Origin of the sequence: Streptomyces sp. NPDC002701 (assembly GCF_042889045.1) — a bacterium.
Classification (GTDB): domain Bacteria; phylum Actinomycetota; class Actinomycetes; order Streptomycetales; family Streptomycetaceae; genus Streptomyces.
Window position 1 is genome coordinate 165,726 of record NZ_JBIAQL010000002.1, and the last position, 16,355, is coordinate 182,080.

The 16,355-nt window shown below is 74.2% G+C and carries 12 protein-coding genes; 11 read left to right on the forward strand and 1 reads right to left on the reverse strand.

What is annotated here, in order from left to right; genetic code table 11:
• Nucleotides 1-10 precede the first annotated feature (10 nt).
• From ACFYXC_RS05145 to ACFYXC_RS05185, 9 genes are all read left to right on the forward strand, one after another.
• Nucleotides 11-4,483 (forward strand): amino acid adenylation domain-containing protein, encoded by a 4,473-nt coding sequence (locus tag ACFYXC_RS05145; RefSeq protein ID WP_389547117.1) that lies wholly within the window; start codon nt 11-13, stop codon nt 4,481-4,483.
• Nucleotides 4,480-7,662, forward strand: coding sequence for an amino acid adenylation domain-containing protein (locus tag ACFYXC_RS05150; RefSeq protein ID WP_389547120.1), 3,183 nt, complete (start codon nt 4,480-4,482; stop codon nt 7,660-7,662). The genes ACFYXC_RS05145 and ACFYXC_RS05150 overlap by 4 nt, the downstream gene beginning before the upstream one ends.
• Before the next feature lie 62 nt (nt 7,663-7,724).
• Entirely contained in the window at nt 7,725-8,462 is a 738-nt protein-coding gene (locus tag ACFYXC_RS05155) for a 2OG-Fe dioxygenase family protein (protein WP_389547123.1), read from the forward strand.
• On the forward strand, nt 8,452-9,555 hold the full coding sequence (locus ACFYXC_RS05160; RefSeq protein WP_389547126.1) for a M20/M25/M40 family metallo-hydrolase: 1,104 nt from the start codon (nt 8,452-8,454) through the stop codon (nt 9,553-9,555). Before ACFYXC_RS05155 ends, ACFYXC_RS05160 begins: the two co-directional genes overlap by 11 nt.
• Nucleotides 9,552-10,415, forward strand: coding sequence for a RimK family alpha-L-glutamate ligase (locus ACFYXC_RS05165; RefSeq protein WP_389547128.1), 864 nt, complete (start codon nt 9,552-9,554; stop codon nt 10,413-10,415). Before ACFYXC_RS05160 ends, ACFYXC_RS05165 begins: the two co-directional genes overlap by 4 nt.
• Nucleotides 10,408-10,689: a hypothetical protein gene (locus ACFYXC_RS05170; protein WP_389547129.1), complete on the forward strand. Its 282-nt coding sequence runs from the start codon at nt 10,408-10,410 to the stop codon at nt 10,687-10,689. The genes ACFYXC_RS05165 and ACFYXC_RS05170 overlap by 8 nt, the downstream gene beginning before the upstream one ends.
• The gene (locus ACFYXC_RS05175; protein WP_389547131.1) at nt 10,686-12,014 is read left to right on the forward strand and encodes a DegT/DnrJ/EryC1/StrS family aminotransferase; all 1,329 of its coding nucleotides are present in this window, start codon (nt 10,686-10,688) and stop codon (nt 12,012-12,014) included. Before ACFYXC_RS05170 ends, ACFYXC_RS05175 begins: the two co-directional genes overlap by 4 nt.
• A complete protein-coding gene (locus ACFYXC_RS05180) occupies nt 12,011-12,847 on the forward strand; it encodes a transketolase (RefSeq protein ID WP_388907787.1) in 837 nt (278 codons plus the stop codon). The genes ACFYXC_RS05175 and ACFYXC_RS05180 overlap by 4 nt, the downstream gene beginning before the upstream one ends.
• Nucleotides 12,844-13,839 carry a transketolase family protein gene (locus ACFYXC_RS05185; RefSeq protein ID WP_389547134.1) on the forward strand — a complete coding sequence of 332 codons (996 nt, stop codon included), beginning with the start codon at nt 12,844-12,846 and terminating at the stop codon, nt 13,837-13,839. Before ACFYXC_RS05180 ends, ACFYXC_RS05185 begins: the two co-directional genes overlap by 4 nt.
• Before the next feature lie 5 nt (nt 13,840-13,844).
• On the opposite strand, the gene ACFYXC_RS05190 is transcribed toward ACFYXC_RS05185, so the two are convergent.
• Nucleotides 13,845-14,663, reverse strand: coding sequence for a GNAT family N-acetyltransferase (locus ACFYXC_RS05190; RefSeq protein ID WP_389547137.1), 819 nt, complete (start codon nt 14,661-14,663; stop codon nt 13,845-13,847).
• Between the two features lie 48 nt (nt 14,664-14,711).
• Between ACFYXC_RS05190 and ACFYXC_RS05195 the strand changes: the two genes are divergently transcribed.
• Nucleotides 14,712-15,311 (forward strand): hypothetical protein, encoded by a 600-nt coding sequence (locus ACFYXC_RS05195; protein WP_389547140.1) that lies wholly within the window; start codon nt 14,712-14,714, stop codon nt 15,309-15,311.
• Nucleotides 15,308-16,351, forward strand: coding sequence for a BtrH N-terminal domain-containing protein (locus ACFYXC_RS05200; RefSeq protein WP_389547143.1), 1,044 nt, complete (start codon nt 15,308-15,310; stop codon nt 16,349-16,351). The genes ACFYXC_RS05195 and ACFYXC_RS05200 overlap by 4 nt, the downstream gene beginning before the upstream one ends.
• Nucleotides 16,352-16,355: the final 4 nt, after the last annotated feature.

Below are 16,355 nucleotides of genomic sequence, written 5' to 3' on the forward strand. Positions count from 1 at the left end.
CCTGGGAGCCATGACCCCCGACCAGAGCAGGCTGCTGGAACGCCTGCTGGCCGAGCAGGCGGCCGCCGCCGCCCCGCGTCCGGAGATCCTGCCGCGCGTGGCGGACCGCGCGCACGCCGAACCGTCCTCCGCGCAGCGCCGCATCTGGTTCTTCGACCGGCTCCAGCCCGGTTCGGCGCTCTACACCATCACCGGCGTCGCCGAACTGCGCGGCACCCTCGACCGCGAGGTGCTGTCCCGCTGCCTGGACGAGGTCGTACGGCGGCACGAGACGCTCCGCACCACCTTCCACGACGAGGGCAACGAGCCCTACACGCGGGTGGAACCCCCGGCCCACGTCCCGCTGGAGCTCGCCGATCTCTCCGGCCTGCCGCAGGCCGACCGGGACCGCGCGGTCGAGGAGCGGCTCGACGCCGAGTCGCAGCGCCCCTTCGACCTGTCCCGCGACCTCATGCTCCGGGCCGGACTGCTGCGCGTCGCGCCGGACAGGCACCTGCTCCAGCTGTCGATGCACCACATCGCCGCCGACGGCTGGTCGCTCGGTGTCCTCCTGCGCGAACTGGGCACGCTGTACCCGGCGTTCCTGCGCAAAGAGCCCTCACCGCTCGCCGACCCCGCCGTGCAGTACTCCGACTACGCGCTCTGGCTCGCGGAGCGCATGCGGGAGCCCGGCCACGAGAAGGCGCTGACCGACTGGACCGAACGGCTCCGCGGTTCCTCCGCGCTCGACCTGCCGACGGACCGGCCGCGCGGGGACTCGGGGGCCTTCGTGGGCGGTACGGTGCCGCTCGCGCTGTCGGCCGAGCTGATGACCCGGGTCAAGCGGCTGGCCGACCAGGAACGCGCGACGCCGTACATGGTGCTCGTCGCGGGCCTCACCGCCCTGCTCGGCCGGTGGAGCGGCGGCCGCGAGGACGTCGTCCTCGGCTGCGCGGTCGCCGGCCGCAACCGCAGCGAGATCGAGCCGCTCATCGGCTTCTTCGTGAACACCCTCCCGCTCCGCCTCGACCTCTCCGGCCGCCCGTCGTTCCGCACCCTCGTCGGACGCGCGCGGACCGTGTGCCTGGACGGGTACGCCGGCCAGGACGTGCCCTTCGAGCAGATCGTCGAGCGGCTCCAGCCGGACCGCGAGCCGGGCGCGCGGGTGCCGCTGGTGCGGCACATGCTCGTCCTCCACAACAGCCCGCGTCCCCGTCTGGAGCTGCCCGACCTGGAGATCGAGGTGCTGCCGCTGGCGACCGGCACCGCCAAGTTCGAGATCCAGCTCGAACTGACCCCCACCCGGGACGGCGGCCTCGGCGGCTGGCTCGAGTACTCCCAGGATCTGTTCGACAGGGACACGGCGACCCGGCTCGCCGAGGGCCTGTGCGCGCTGCTCTCCGACGGCGTCGAGCGGCCCGACGCCCCCGCGGGCGACCTGCGGATCCTTTCCGAGGCCGACCGGCGGACCGTCGTCGAGCGGTGGAGCGGGGCCGGGACGGCTCCGGCCGGAACCGGCCTGCTGCACGAGCTGTTCGAGCGGTCGGCGGACCGTGCGCCGGGGGCCGTCGCCCTCGTCGACGGCCCGCGCACCCTGACGTACGGCGAGCTCGACGAGCGGGCGAACGAGCTGGCGCACGACCTGATCGCCCGGGGCGTGCGCGCCGAGGACGTCGTCGGCGTGCGGCTCGCGCGCTCGGCCGGCGCCGTGGTCGCGATGCTCGCGGTGCTCAAGGCGGGCGCGGCCTATCTGCCGCTCGACCCGGCGCACCCGGCGCAGCGGCTGGCGGAGCTGGCCGAGGACGCGGGCGCCCGGATCGTCCTCACCGGGGCCGACGTCCCGCTGGAGGCCGCCGCCGACGGGGCGCAGCCCCGTACCCGTACCCGGCCTTCCGTGGCCGTCTCGTCGGGCGCGAGCGCGTACGTCCTGTTCACCTCCGGCTCCACGGGCCGGCCGAAGGGCGTCGTCAACGAGCACGGAGCGGTCGTCAACCGGATCCTGTGGATGCAGGAGGCGTACGGCCTGGAGCCGGGGGAGGCGGTCCTGCACAAGACCCCGCTCGGCTTCGACGTCTCCGGCTGGGAGTGGCTCTGGCCGCTGGCCGTCGGCGCGCGGATCGTGGTCGCGGGCGACGAAGGCCGCCGCGACCCCGTGGTCCTCGGCCGTCTGATCCGCGAACACTCCGTGACGACCTGCCATTTCGTGCCCTCGATGCTGCGCGCCTTCCTCGACGGGCCCGCCGCCGCGTGCGCGGGCGTCCTGCGACGGGTCGTGTGCAGCGGCGAGGAGCTGCCGCCCGCGCTCGCCCGCCGGTTCACGAAGGTGCTGCCCGACACCGGGCTCCACAACCTGTACGGGCCGACCGAGGCCGCCATCGATGTGACGTCCTGGCGGGTCCCGGCGGAGCCGGCGCCGGAACACGCGGCACGGCTGCCCATCGGCCGGCCGATCTCCGGCGCCCGCCTCCACGTCCTGGACGGGCGCGGCGAGCCCGTGCCGCCGGGCGCGTCGGGCGAGCTGTACATCGGCGGCCTTCCGGTCGCCCGGGGATACCGCGGCCGGCCGGGGCTGACCGCCGAGCGGTTCGTCCCCGACCCCTTCACCCCGGGCGGGCGGCTCTACCGGACCGGCGACCGGGCCCGCTGGAGCTCCGACGGAGCGCTCGACTACCTCGGGCGCATCGACCACCAGCTCAAGATCCGCGGCCAGCGGATCGAACCCGGCGAGATCGAGGCAGTGCTCGGCGCCCACCCGGCCGTCGAGCGGGCCGTGGTCCTGCCGTTCCGCGACGCGGAGGGCGACCTCCAGCTCGCGGCCTACGCCGGGCTCAGGCCGGACGCGGAGGTCGCGGCGCCGGAGGAGACGGGCGATCACGTGGACCGCTGGCGTGCGGTCTTCGACGACACCTACCAGGGCTCCACCCCCTCGGCCGACGAGATCGACCTCGCGGGCTGGAACGACTCCGCGACGGGAGAGTCCATCCCGGCTCACGAGATGCGGGCCTGGGTCGAGGAGACGGTGGAGCGCATCACCGCGCTGAAGCCCTCCCGGGTGCTGGAGATCGGCTGTGGCACCGGGCAGTTCCTCCTCAGGATCGCCCCGCACTGCGCGCGGTACGTCGGTACGGACATCTCGCCCGAGGCCCTCACCCGGCTCGCCGCGCTGGTGGACGCCGACCCGAACGTGGAGCTGTCGCGGCGGGACGCCGACGACTTCACCGGTTTCACCGAGGGGGAGTTCGACACGATCGTCCTCAACTCGGTCGTCCAGTACTTCGCGGACGTCGACTACCTGCTGCGCGTCCTGCGCGGCGCGCTCGCCCTGCTCGCTCCCGGCGGCCACCTCTTCGTGGGCGACGTCCGCGACATCCGCCTCCTGGAGGCGTTCCACGTCTCCGTCCAGGCGCGCCGGCTGCCCGAGCACACCCCGGTCGCCGTGCTGCGGGGGCTCGTGGAACAGCGGACCTCCCACGAGGAGGAACTGCTCGTCCACCCGGCCCTGTTCGAGGAACTGGCCCCGTCCGAGCGGGTCAGCCTCCTCGCGAAGTCCTCCCCGCACCGCAACGAGCTCACCCGCTTCCGGTACGACGTGGTCATCGCGGCGCCCGGCGGCGAGCCCGTCTCCGACGTGCCGGACGCCTGGCACCCGTGGCAGGCCGATCCGGCCGCGAACGCCGGGCACGAAGGGTCGTACGGCCTCCTCGGCCTGCCCGACGCCCGGCTGAGCGAGGACCTGGCCATGGCACGGCTGGTCCGCGAGGGCGCCACCGGCACCGTCGGCGACCTGCGCGCGGCCGTCGCCGGGGCCGAGCGGGAGCACACGGGCGAACCCGCCCGCCTGCCGGTCCCCGCCGGGCACGTCCTGCTGCCCCGCCTCGGCGGCGAACCCGGCCTGCTCGACGTCGAGTTCCGCGCGGACGGCCGCCCGGCGGGCGGTCACCCCGCGCAGCCCCCGCCCGCCGACGGCGTACTCGCCGGCGATCCCCGGCGCGCGACCCGGGAGCGCCTGGCGGCCGCCGGGCTCCGCGAGCACCTGCGTCAGGCACTGCCCGACTACATGGTCCCGGCCTCGCTCATGACGGTGGACCGCTGGCCGATCGGACCCAACGGCAAGCTCGACCGGGCCGCGCTGCCGCTGCCGTACGCGCTCCGGCCGGCCCTCACGACCGGTTACGTGGCTCCGCGCGACGAGACCGAGCGGACCGTCGCCCGGATGTGGCACGCGGTGCTCGGCCTCGACCGGATCGGCGTCCACGACGACTTCTTCTCCCTGGGCGGGCACTCCCTGCTCGCGGTCCAGCTCGTCGGCCGTGTCCAGGAGAAGTTCGGGTGCGAACTGCCGCTCGGCGTGCTGATGCGCGGCCCGACGATCGCCGCCGTCGCCGAGTGGGTCGCGAAGGCGCCCGCCCGGGAGACCCCGCGACTTGCCCCCATCGCCCGTACCGCGCGCAGGCGCCGTGACACCGGCCCCGCGTCCCCGACCGAGAAGGGAGCTCGTTCATGAGTGAACTGACAGTGACCGAGGATGACGTGTCCGACGACGACGTGTCCGAGGACGAGACGTTCGAGCTGCCCACCTCCTTCGGGCAGGACCGGCTCTGGCTGCTCGACCGGCTCGGCGCCGGGAGCGCGTACCACATCGGCGGCGCCATCAGGCTCGACGGCCCGCTCGACGCCGACGCCCTGGAGCGCGCCGTCGCCCGCCTGGTCGAGCGGCACGAAATCCTGCGCACGACCTTCGAGTTCGGTCTCGACGGACAGCTGGTGCAGCTGGTCCACCCGCACGCGGAGGTCCCGATCCCCCGGCTCGACCCGCCGGAGCGGACGCAGGACGCCGCCCGCCGGACCCTGGAGGAGCACTTCGACGCGCCCTTCGACCTCGCGACCGGGCCGCTGCTGCGCACCGCGCTGGTCCGGTTCGACGAGGAGAGCTGGCTGTTCGGCGTCGCGATGCACCACATCGTGTCCGACGGCTGGTCGATCGGCCTGTTCCACGCGGAGCTGGCCGCGTTCTACCGCGCCGAGACCGGCGGACCCGCCGCCGATCTTCCCCAACTGCCCATCCAGTACGGGGACTTCGCCGCCTGGCAGCGCGAGGCGGTCGAGGCCGCGGGGCCGCAGTTCACCACGTACTGGCGCGAGCGCATGGAAGGCGCCGTGTCGCTCGAACCCCCGGTTCCCGCGACCGGAGCGCCGGGCGCCCGGGCCGACGCGCGCCTGACGGTGCCGGCCAGGGTCGTGGAGGCGATCGGCAAGCTGGCACGGCAGGAGTCCGCGACCCCGTTCATGGTCCTGCTCGCCGCCTACAAGGCCGTCCTCGCGCGCTGGACCGAGCGGGACGACGTCGTTGTCGGCACGCCGGTGGCCGGCCGGGGGCGGCCGGAGCTGGAGAACCTCATGGGGTTCTTCGTCAACACCCTGCCCCTGCGCACGTCCGTGGACCCCGGCGCGTCCTTCCGGGCGCTGCTCGGCGCGGTCCGCGAGACCTGCCTGGGCGCCTTCGAGCACCAGGACCTGCCGTTCGAGCGGATCGTGGAGGTCTCGGGCGCCGATCGGGTCTCGGGACGCAACCCGCTGGTGGCCGCGGCCATCGCGCTCCAGAACACGCCGTCCCCGCGATGGGACGTGCCGGGCCTCACCGTCCGGGCGATCGAACACGACGAACTCCAGACGCAGTTCAGCCTGAGCCTCGACCTGTCCGAGGACGGGGACGGCGGGCTGACCGGCCGGCTCGCGCACGACGCCCAGTGGGAGGCCGACGACGTGCGGCTGCTCGCCGACGCGTGGCTCGCGCTGCTCGCCGACGCGCTCGCCGACCCGGACAGGCCGGTGGGGCGCCTGACCCTCGGCGCCCGGACCGACACGGCCGACGAGGCCGCGCCGCCCGCCGGTGAGCGCCTGGTGCACCGGCGGATCGCCGACGTGGCCCGGGAGCACGGCGACCGGGTCGCGATCAGCGAGGCCGGGAGCGAGCTCACCTACCGCGAGCTGGACGAGCGGTCGGACCGCTGGGCCCGGCTGCTGCGCGCCCACGGGGTGGGACCCGACCGGATCGTGGCCCTCTGCATGCGCCGCTCGACCGCGCAGATCGTCGCGGCCCTCGGCGTCCTCAAGGCGGGCGCGGCCTACCTGCCGCTCGACCCCGCCCACCCGAGGGCGAGGCTCGCCGCGCTCGTCGCGGACGCCGCGCCGCCCGTCGTGCTGACCGACGCCAGCACCTCCGCCCTCTTCGAGGGCGAGACCGCCGCCGAGGTCCTGCCCGCCGACGCGACGCCGGAGTCCGTGCCCGACGGACCCGCGTGCGGTTGGGAGGACCAGCACCCGGACTCCCTCGCGTACGTCATGTACACCTCCGGCTCCACGGGGACGCCGAAGGGCGCCATGAACACCCACCGGGGCCTGGCGAACGTGGTGCGCTGGGCACGGGAGCGCTTCGGCCACGCGCCCTACGAGACCGTCCTGCACAAGGCCCCCTGGACCTTCGACACTGCCGTCTGGGAATGGCTGGGCACGCTCAGCGCCGGGGGCAGGATCGTCCTCGCGAAGCCCGACGGCCACCACGACCCCCGCTACCTCGCCGAGCTCGTCGTCGAGGAGTCGGTGACGATCTGCGACTTCGTGCCCTCGATGCTCCAGGCATTCCTCGCCGAGCCCGCGGCCGCCGGCTGCGCCGGGGTCCTGCGGCTCGTGCAGGTCGGCGGCGAGGCGCTGGCCGCCGCGACCGTCCGGCGCTTCCACGAGGTCCTGCCGGGCGTCCCGCTCATCAACACCTACGGGCCGGCCGAGGCCGCCGTCGAGGTCAGCTACCACGAGCTGGAGGAACGGGATGCCGACCTGACCAGGGTACCCATCGGCCGCCAGCTGCCCGGCGTACGACTGCACGTCCTCGACCGCCGTGGCGAGCCGGTGCTGCCGGGAGCCCCCGGCGAGCTGTACATCGGCGGGGTCGCGGTGGGCCGTGGCTACCTCAAGGCGCCCGCGCTCACCGCCGAGCGGTTCGTCCCCGACCCCTTCGCCGCCGACGGGTCCCGCCTGTACCGCACCGGAGACCGGGTGCGCCGCCGGCCCGACGGCGCCCTGGAGTTCCTCGGCCGCTACGACCACCAGGTCAAACTGCGCGGCCAGCGCGTGGAACTGGGCGAGATCGAGGCGGCCGTCGGCCGGCACCCCGACGTCGGCCAGGTCACCGTCCTCGTCCAGGGCTCCGGCGCCGACACCCACGCGGTCGCCTACCTCGGCTGCCCCGAACGCCATCCGGACTCCGAGGAGTTGCGCGGCTTCCTCCTCGGAGTCCTGCCCGCGGCCTGGGTGCCGAGCGCCTTCGTCGTCCTTCCGGCGCTGCCGGTGACCCGCAACGGCAAACTCGACCGCGCGGCGCTGCTCGCCCTCGGGCCCGGCACGGCGGGCCGGGCGGCGTCCGTCCCGCCCCGCACCCCGGCCGAGCGGTTGCTCGCCGGGATCTGGGCCGAGGTGCTCCAGCGCACCGACGTCGGCGTCAGGGACAACTTCTACGAGGTCGGCGGCAACTCCCTGCGCGCGGTGCGGGTCTTCCAGCGCGCCCGGGAGGAGGGATTCCTCGTGCCGCTGAACTCCATGCTCGGCGATCACACCGTCGAAGAACTCGCGGCCGGACTCGGAGACCGTTCCGGCGAAGCCCTGCACGCCATGGGCCGACTGCTGTGAGGCCCGCTCCGTGGCTCTCGTACACCCACCACCGGACACAGGAAACAGAGGAAGTGGCAAGGATGTCGGTTGCATCACTGGCCCCGACGCGTCAGGCGGAGGCCACCCGAACATGGGGAGACACCCTGGCGGCCGGCGACTTCGTCGCGCTGCCGGCCGGCGAGCTCGCCGGCTGGTTCCCCCCGGCGGACCTGGAGACGTTCGCCGCGTCCTGGGGCGACCTGCCGCGTGACGAGATGGTCACCGACGGCGTGCACCGCGAGCGGCGTTACGGGCGCCTGATGGCCACGCGCGGCCCCGCCGGGGAGTGGACCTTCGAGCCGCTGCCCCACCTGGCCTTCCGGCAGACCGCCGAGCACATCCCGCTCCACGAGGGGAGGGCGCGGCTGTTCAGCCCGATCAGGACGGCGGTGCTGACCGACCCGGTCCTCACCGCCCTGATCGCCGTCGACCTCGCCGTCGTCGCCGCCGTCGCCCCCGAGGTGACCCGCTTCGAGGTGGGCCTGCACCAGATGCGGGTGATCGCCACCCCCGCCGAGGCGGGCTGCCCGACTCCCGAGGGCAGGCACCGCGACGGCCACGACTTCATCGGCATGCACCTGATGGGCCGGGTGAACTGCGCCGGCGGCGAGTCCGTCGTCTACCGCGACGGCGAACCCCAGGCCCGGATGACGCTCACCGAGCGGCTGGACTCGCTGGTCGTGTCCGACGCCCGGATCACCCACGAGGTGACGCCGACGATCGCCGACGGCGGCACAGGCGTACGGGACATGCTCCTCGTCGACATCAATGCGCGCTGACCTCGTCCGCGTCGAGGAGACGCGGACCCTGCGCGGTCTCGTGGAGATCCCCTCCCTGTCGGGAGAGGAGGCCGAGGCCGGAGCCTTCCTCGCCGAGCGGATGACGGGGCTCGGCTACGAGGTGCGTACCGACGCCGTCGGCAACGTGATCGGCGAGATCGGCGACCCGGCGGGACCGGTGGTCATGATGGTCGGCCACCTGGACACCGTGCCGGGGATCCTCCCCGTACGGGAGTCGGACCGCCTGCTCTTCGGCCGGGGCACCGTCGACGCCAAGGGCCCGCTCGCGGCCATGGCGCACGCCGGTGCCCGGGCGGCCGCGTCCGGAGCCGGGCGGTTCGTCGTCGTCGGCGCGGTGGAGGAGGAGGCCACCTCGCGTGGCGCCCACCACCTCGCCGCGACCCTCGACGCCCCCGACGCGCTGGTGATCGGCGAGCCCAGTGGATCCGGCGCCGTCGTCGTCGGCTACCGGGGAGTGCTCCGGTTCCGCTACGACGTGAGCTGCCCGCCCGCGCACACGAGCAGCCCCGCCGACCGGGCGGCCGAACTCGCCTCCGACCTGTGGCAGGCCGTCCGCGAACTGCTGCCCGCCGGCGCGGTGGACGGCCCGCTGTTCGACCGCGCCTCCCCGGCCCTGGTCGGCCTCGAGGGCGGCCTGACCCGGGCCCACGCCGAGATCTCCTGCCGGATACCCCGGGGCTTCGACGCCGACCGGTTCCTCGACGCGGTGCGCGAGCACGCGGCGGGCGGCGAGATCACCGTGATCGAGCACGTGCCGGCCGTCAGGACCGGGCGCGGCGCACCCCTGGTGCGGACCTTCGCCGACGTCGTGCGCCGGCGGACCGGCGACGTGTCGATCAAGGTGAAGCTCGGCACCTCCGACATGAACATCCTCGCGCCCCGCTGGGGAGTGCCCGCCCTCGCCTACGGCCCCGGGGACTCCAGGCTCGACCACACCGACGAGGAGCACATCTGTCTGGAGGAGTACCTGATCGGCGTCGACGTGCTGGCCGAGGCCCTCCCCGCCCTCGCGCGGACCCTGACCCGCCCGGCCGACGTGCCCGGGTCCCACCCCGAAGGGAGGCGGCTGTGAGCGTCGACGACTTCCCCCTGGCCGTGCTGGCCTCGCGGATCAGACTGGAAGAGAAGCTGATCCTCGCCGAGCTCGAACGGCGCCGCGTGCCGTACGAGATCCTGGACACCCGGACGACCGTCTTCGGGCCCGGCAACGACTTCCGCTTCCGAGGAGCGCTCACCCGCGAGATCGGGCACACCCGCAACCTCTACGCCACCCGGCTCCTGGAGCACGCGGGCCTGCGCGTGGTGAACTCCTCCGCGATCCTGTCGGTCTGCGGCGACAAGCTGCTCACCACGCTCGAACTGGAGAAGGCCGGGCTGCCCGTGCCCCGCTGGATGACGACCGTCACGCCGCAGGGGGCGCTGCCCGTCATGGCGGACTTCGGCTACCCCGCCGTGATCAAGCCCGTCATCGGCTCCTGGGGACGCCTGATGGCCCGGGTCGACGGCCACGACGCCGCCGAGGCGGTCCTCGAACACCGCGAGGCACTGCCGGGACCGGTCAGCCAGATCACCTATGTCCAGGAGTACATCGACAAGCCCGGCCGCGAGATCAAGGCATACGTGATGGGCGGCGAGACGGTCGGGGTGATCTACAAGAGCTCCGACGAGTGGCGCACCAACACCAAGCGCGGCGGCGTCCCCTCGGTGTGCACGCCCGACGACGAGCTGCGCAAGCTGCTCGCGGCCACGGCCGAGGCGATCGGCGACGGCGTCCTCGGCATCGACGTCCTGGAGGACCGCTCGGGGGCGTACTACGTCAACGAGGTCAACCACACGCCCGAGTTCCACGGCGCCGTCGAAGTGCTCGGCACGGACCTGGTCGGCCGCTACGTCGACCACGTCCTGAGCCGGACCGGAGGTTCCGATGCGTGAGGGAGCCGTCGAGTGCAGGGGCACCCTCGTGCCCCTGCCGCCGGGCCACCGCAACTGGCTGCGACTGGAGTTCGACGGCCCCGACCAGGCCGGAGCCGTCGACGGCGCCGAGGTCCTGGTGCACTACCGCGACGCGGTGGACCCCGAGCGGATCCACCGCACGCCGGGCACGAGCACGGCCCGTGTGCCGCTCACCCGCCCCGAGGAACCGACCGCGGTCCGCCTGCCCGAACGCCCGGGCGTGTGGGCCCATTTCGAGGAGACTGCCGCATGACCGGGAAAAAGCTGGCGATGTTCGGCGGGTCCCGAGCCGTTCCGCCGGAGCGGGCGTCCAAGGACCTCGTGGGTTGGCCGGTGATCACCGACGCCGAGCGCGAGGCCGTCGTCGGGGTCCTGGACAGCGGGCAGTTCACCTCGAACAATCCGGGCGCCGGCCAGGTGCAGCTGCTCGAACGCGAGTGGGCCGACCTGGTGGGCACCACGCACTGCGCGGCGGTGTCCAACGGCACCACCGCCCTCGAACTGGCGCTGACCGCGGCCGGCGTCGAGCCGGGCGCGGAGATCCTGGTCCCCGCCTTCTCGTTCATCGCGAGCGCCGTGGCCCCGGTGAACCGCCTCGTCGTCCCGGTCTTCGTGGACATCGACCCGGTGACCTTCACCATCGACCCGCGCGCCGCCGCCGCGGCCGTCACCCCCCGTACGGCCGCGATCCTCGCCGTCCACCTGCACGGCCTGCCCTGCGACATGGCGGAGCTGCGCGAACTCGCCGACCGCCACGGTCTGCTGCTCATCGAGGACGCCGCCCAGTCGCACGCCGCCCGGTACCGGGGAGTGCGCACCGGCGCGCTCGGCGACATCGCCGCCTTCAGCCTCAACGTGGTCAAGAACCTGCCGACCTGCGGGGAGGGCGGTCTGCTCACGACGAACGACGACGCCCTGCACTCCCGGCTGCTGCGCCTGCGCCAGTTCGGCGAGGTGCTCGAAGGCCGCGCCAAGCGCGACTACGTCTCGCACGAGCTGGCGGGCAACGCCAAACTCAGCGCGATCCAGGCCGCCTTCGCCCGCTGTCAGCTCGACCGGCTCGAGGACTACCACGAGGCGCGCGACCGCAACGTCCGCACGATGCTCGACCGGCTCGCCGCGCTGCCCGGCCTGCGGGTCCCGCACTGCCCCGAGGACCGCACGCACGCCTGGCACATCCTCCGCTTCCGCTTCGACGCCGAGGCCATGGGCATCGAGGGCGTCACGCCGGGCGGGCTCCGTGCCGCGATCGAGCGGGTCATGCGGGCCGAGGGCGTACCCCTCCAGCAGTACCAGCGGGTCCCGCTGCCCCGGCAGAAGGCGCTGTCGACCCGCGAGGGCTTCGGCGGCTACCCGTGGAGGCTCCACCCCGGCGCGTACGAGAAGGAGGAGGAGTTCCCGAACACCCTCGCGGTCATCGAGGACTCCCTCACCCTCCAGCGCTGGCACCTCAACCCCGCCTCGGGCCCGGTGCTCCAGGACTGCGCGGCGGCCTTCGAGAAGGTCTGGGGCAACCTCGACCGGGTGGCGACACTCGCCCGCGCGATGAGCCCGGCCCCCGCGGGGGCCGCGCGATGAGCGACGTGGACCTCAGGCAGCTCGAAGAGCGGGCGCACCGGGTGCGCGAACGCATCCTGGAGATGGGCGCCAGCCCGGTCGGCACGCACCTCGGCGGCAGCCTGTCCGCGACCGACGTGCTGACCGTGCTCTACGGCGCGGTGCTGCGCGTGCGGCCGGACGAGCCCGACTGGACGGACCGCGACCGCTTCGTCCTCAGCAAGGGGCACGCGAGCTCCGCCCTGTACGCCGTCCTCGCGGAGTCCGGGTTCATCGCGCCCGAGGAGACCGCCGGGTACGGGAGGACGGGCAGCCGCCTCGCCGGGCACCCGCTGCGCCGCCTGGAGGGCGTGGAGTTCCCCACCGGCTCGCTCGGCCACGGCCTCTCGCTGGCCGCGGGCGCCGCGCTCGCCGCCCGCAGGCTCGGCCGGCCCTCCCGGGCGTTCGCGCTGATCGGTGACGGCGAGCTCCAGGAGGGCTCGGTCTGGGAGGCGGTGATGGGCGCGGCCCACCACCGGCTCGACAACCTCGTCGCGATCGTGGACCGCAACGGCTGGCAGATCAGTGGCACCACCGAGGAGTGCCTGTCGCTGGAACCGCTCGCCGACCGCTGGCGCGCCTTCGGCTGGGCCGTGCACGAGGTGGACGGACACGACATGTCCGCCCTCCTCAAGGTCTTCGAGTCGCTGCCGGACACCGAAGGGCGGCCGACGGTGGTCCTCGCCCGCACGGTGAAGGGCCGGGGCGTGCCGATGCTGGAGGACCGCAAGAAGAGCCACTACGTCCAGCTGACGCCGAAACTCCACGCGCGCGCGTTGGCAGGACTCCGCAACCGCAGGGAGCGACAGCTGTGACCGAGACCGTGACCGCGCCGGAGGAGACCCCGGCGAACGAGCCCTCGTGGGAGGAGCGGTACGAGGGGCCGACCCGGGACATCTGCCGGCGCACGCTCGTCGAACTCGCCCGCAGGGACCCGCGGATCATGTGTGTGGACTCCGACGTCGGCGGCCTGGAGACCCTCTTCGCCGACCTGCCCGGGCAGTACGTCAACGTGGGCATCGCCGAGGCCAACCTGATCGGCATGGCCGCCGGCATGGCCGCGTCCGGCCTCATGCCGTTCGCGCACACCCTGAGCGGCTTCGCCGCGGCCCGCGCCTGCGAGCAGGTCAAGGTGGACGTGGCGGGCAACAACCTGCCGGTCCGCATCGTCGCCACGCACGGCGGTCTGTCCGCCGGGCACTACGGACCCACCCACCACGCGGCCGACGACCTCGGGATCCTGCGGCTGATGCCGAACCTCACCGTGCTCGTGCCCGCCGACACGGTGGAGGCGGAGCAGGCGCTGCTCGCCTCCGTCGACCACCCGGGCCCGGTCTTCATCCGGCTGGGCCGCAGCACGACGCCGCTGGTCTACCGGGAGCCGTACGAGTACCGGATCGGCCGGGCGGTGACCCTCGCGGAAGGCGAGGGCGTCACGCTGATCGCGACCGGCCCGCACCCCGTGGTGATGGCGCTGCGCGCCGCCGGGGCGCTGGCCGCCGAGGGCATCGGCGTCCGGGTGCTCAACATGCACACGGTCAAGCCGCTGGACGAGGAGGCGGTCCTGCGCGCGGCGGCGGAGACCCGGGGCATCGTCACGGTCGAGGACCACCTGGTCGTCGGCGGCCTCGGCAGCGCGGTCTGCGAGGTCGTCGCGGCCCGTGGCGGTGTCCCGGTACGCCGGATCGGCGTGCCGGACCGTTTCACCGACCGGGTCGGCGGCGAGCTCGACCTGCTGGAACACGCGGGCGTCACCCCGGAGAACATCGCGGCCGAGGCACGGTCGCTGGCCGGGGTGACGACCTGATGGACTCAGCCGCGCGTCCGCCACAGGGCGAGCGCGCCGGGGTCCACCGCACGGGGCAGGAGGAAGGCCGGCACCTGCTCGGCGAGCCTGGTGTCGACCAGGACACCGCGAGGCCGGCGGGGGAGCCCGTCGGCCCCGCGGAACCGCGCGGGGCCGCCCACGTGCCGGGCCGCCCGCCCGGCCAGTACCGCCAGCTCCGCCGCCGGGTGGGGGCCGAGCTCGGCGGGCAGCGCGGCGGTCCCGCCGGGACCGGAGAACCAGGCCCGGACGGCGCCCTCCCACAGCGGGACGGGCTCGCCGCCCCACGGATGAGGCAGGTCCTCGTCCGGGGCGGAGAGCTCCCTGACCATGTGGACCTCGGACAACGGCTTGTCCGGACCGGGGAAGTGGGCCGCCGTCCGGTAGCCGAGCCGGGAGTAGAAGGCCGGATTGCCCCGCTCGACCACCGCGTCGAGCACCACCCGGTCGAGGCCCTCGGCACGGGCGTCGTCCTCAAGGGCCCGGATCAGCCGCCGGCCGACGGCCCGGCCCCGGCCCCGGGGAGCGACCGCGAGGCGGCGCACCGCCCAGGCCCCGTCTCCGGCGGGCAGCGCGCGTACGCAGCCCAGCGGCTCGCCGTCCGCGTCGAAGGCCGTCCACAGGCGTGCGCTCCGCGCCAGGTCCGCCCGTACGTCCTCCGCCGTCTCGGTGGCGCCGTCGGCGACGGGCAGGCCGGGGTACGGATCGCCCGTGGCGAACGCCGCCCGGGTCACCGCGGCGGTCCTCCGCGCGACGGCCCGCCCGTCGTGCCCTTCCCGCCCGCGCGCCTCCACGGTCACCGTCACCACTTCTCTTCTTGTCCCTGTCACGTCTCCGGAGCCGAGGAGTTCCGTATGGTGCATCACGTCAGTACCGCTTTCCACTGGTCGGGGGTGGCGGCGGCGCACCCGGTCCCGCTCGACGGTCTCGCCGACAGCGTCGGCGCGGAACCGAGCGGGCGATCGGGCGCCGGCGCGTTCAACATCTGGGGCAATGCCTTTCCCGCCGACGAGCTGCCCTGCGGCGAGCGCGTCGAGGTCGACGGGGTGCCGTTCCTGTTTCCCGAGGCCGACGGCGTACGGCCGGACCACCTGCGGTGCCGGGGCCAGCGGATACCGCTGACCGGCCCGCGTGCCGACTGGATCCACGTGCTGGGGGCCGCCGAGCGGCGCACCGAGGACGAAGTGCTCCTGGAGTACGCCGACGGCACCGTCCGCAGGCAGTGGCTGCGGATCTCGGACTTCTGGCCGCAGACACCGGCGCGGTTCGGCGAGAGCCTCGCCTTCCGCACGGCCAGGCTGCTCTACCCGAGGCACGAGCAGCACACGATGAGCCCGTCGATCTGGCACCAGCGCGTGCCGGTGGCGGTCCCCGGGGGACTGAGCGCGCTCGTCCTGCCCGACAACCCGGCGATGCACCTGTTCGCCCTGACCCTGGTGGAGGAGGCGGCATGAGAGTCGAACTTGAGGGAGTGCGGCCGTGGCGCCACGACCTCGGACACTGCCTGCACGCGACGATGGGCGTCCTGCTCGGCGCGCACGGCGTGGATCCGCTCCATGTGCTCGGCGCGGCCTGGGGGTTCGGCTACCGGTCGGGTGACCTGCGGCGCGAGGAGTACTACGTCCCCTTCGGCGCGGAGTCGCTGCTCGGGGCCATGGCCCCGCACCACCCGGTGAGTTCACGCTGGCACCGCCCGGCGGACGCCGAGTCGGCCTGGGCGCAGGTGCGCGACGTGGTCGCGGACGGGCGCGCGGTCGCCGCCGCCGTCGACAACTTCCATCTGCCGTTCCGCCCGGCCTACCGGGACGTGCATACCAACCACCTGCTGACCGTCTACGGGTTCGACGACGAGCGGGACGAGGTCCTGCTCGCCGATCCGGTGCCGCCGCGCTTCCAAGGAGCCGTCACACGCGCCGAGTTCGCCGCCGCGCGCAGCTCGGCCAACCCGGAGGACCACGACCGCGACCTGTTCTTCACCCGCAACCCGATCGGCGAGCGCTGGCTGGAGATCACGGTGGGCGAGGAACTCCCGGCCCGGGACCCGGACCACGTGCGCTCCGTGATCGCCGCGAACGTCTCCGCGCTGGAGAACGACCGCGCCCTGGCGGCCGGCGGCCTCGCGGACGACGGCGCGGACCTGTTCGGGGGGCGGAAGGGCATGGCCCGGTTCCTGGACGCGGCGGCGGCGCGGATGCGCACGGGCGGCGACCCCGAGGTGGTCGACGAGACCTTCGTCGTGGCCGGCACGGTCCTCGCGGAGACCGGAGTGCACGCGGACTGGCTCCACGCGGCCGGGCAGACCTTCGGCCGGCCGGAACTGCGGGAGGCGGCCCGGCGGGTGGAGCGCGTCGCCCACCACTGGAGCGCGGTGCGCATCACCGTCGCCAACGCCCGCGAGGACACCACGGCCGTCACGGACGTACTGGAGACAAGGGCCGCGGCGCTCCTGGCGGACCAGGACCGGGCCCTCGATCTCCTCGCGGACTGCGTCTAGGCGA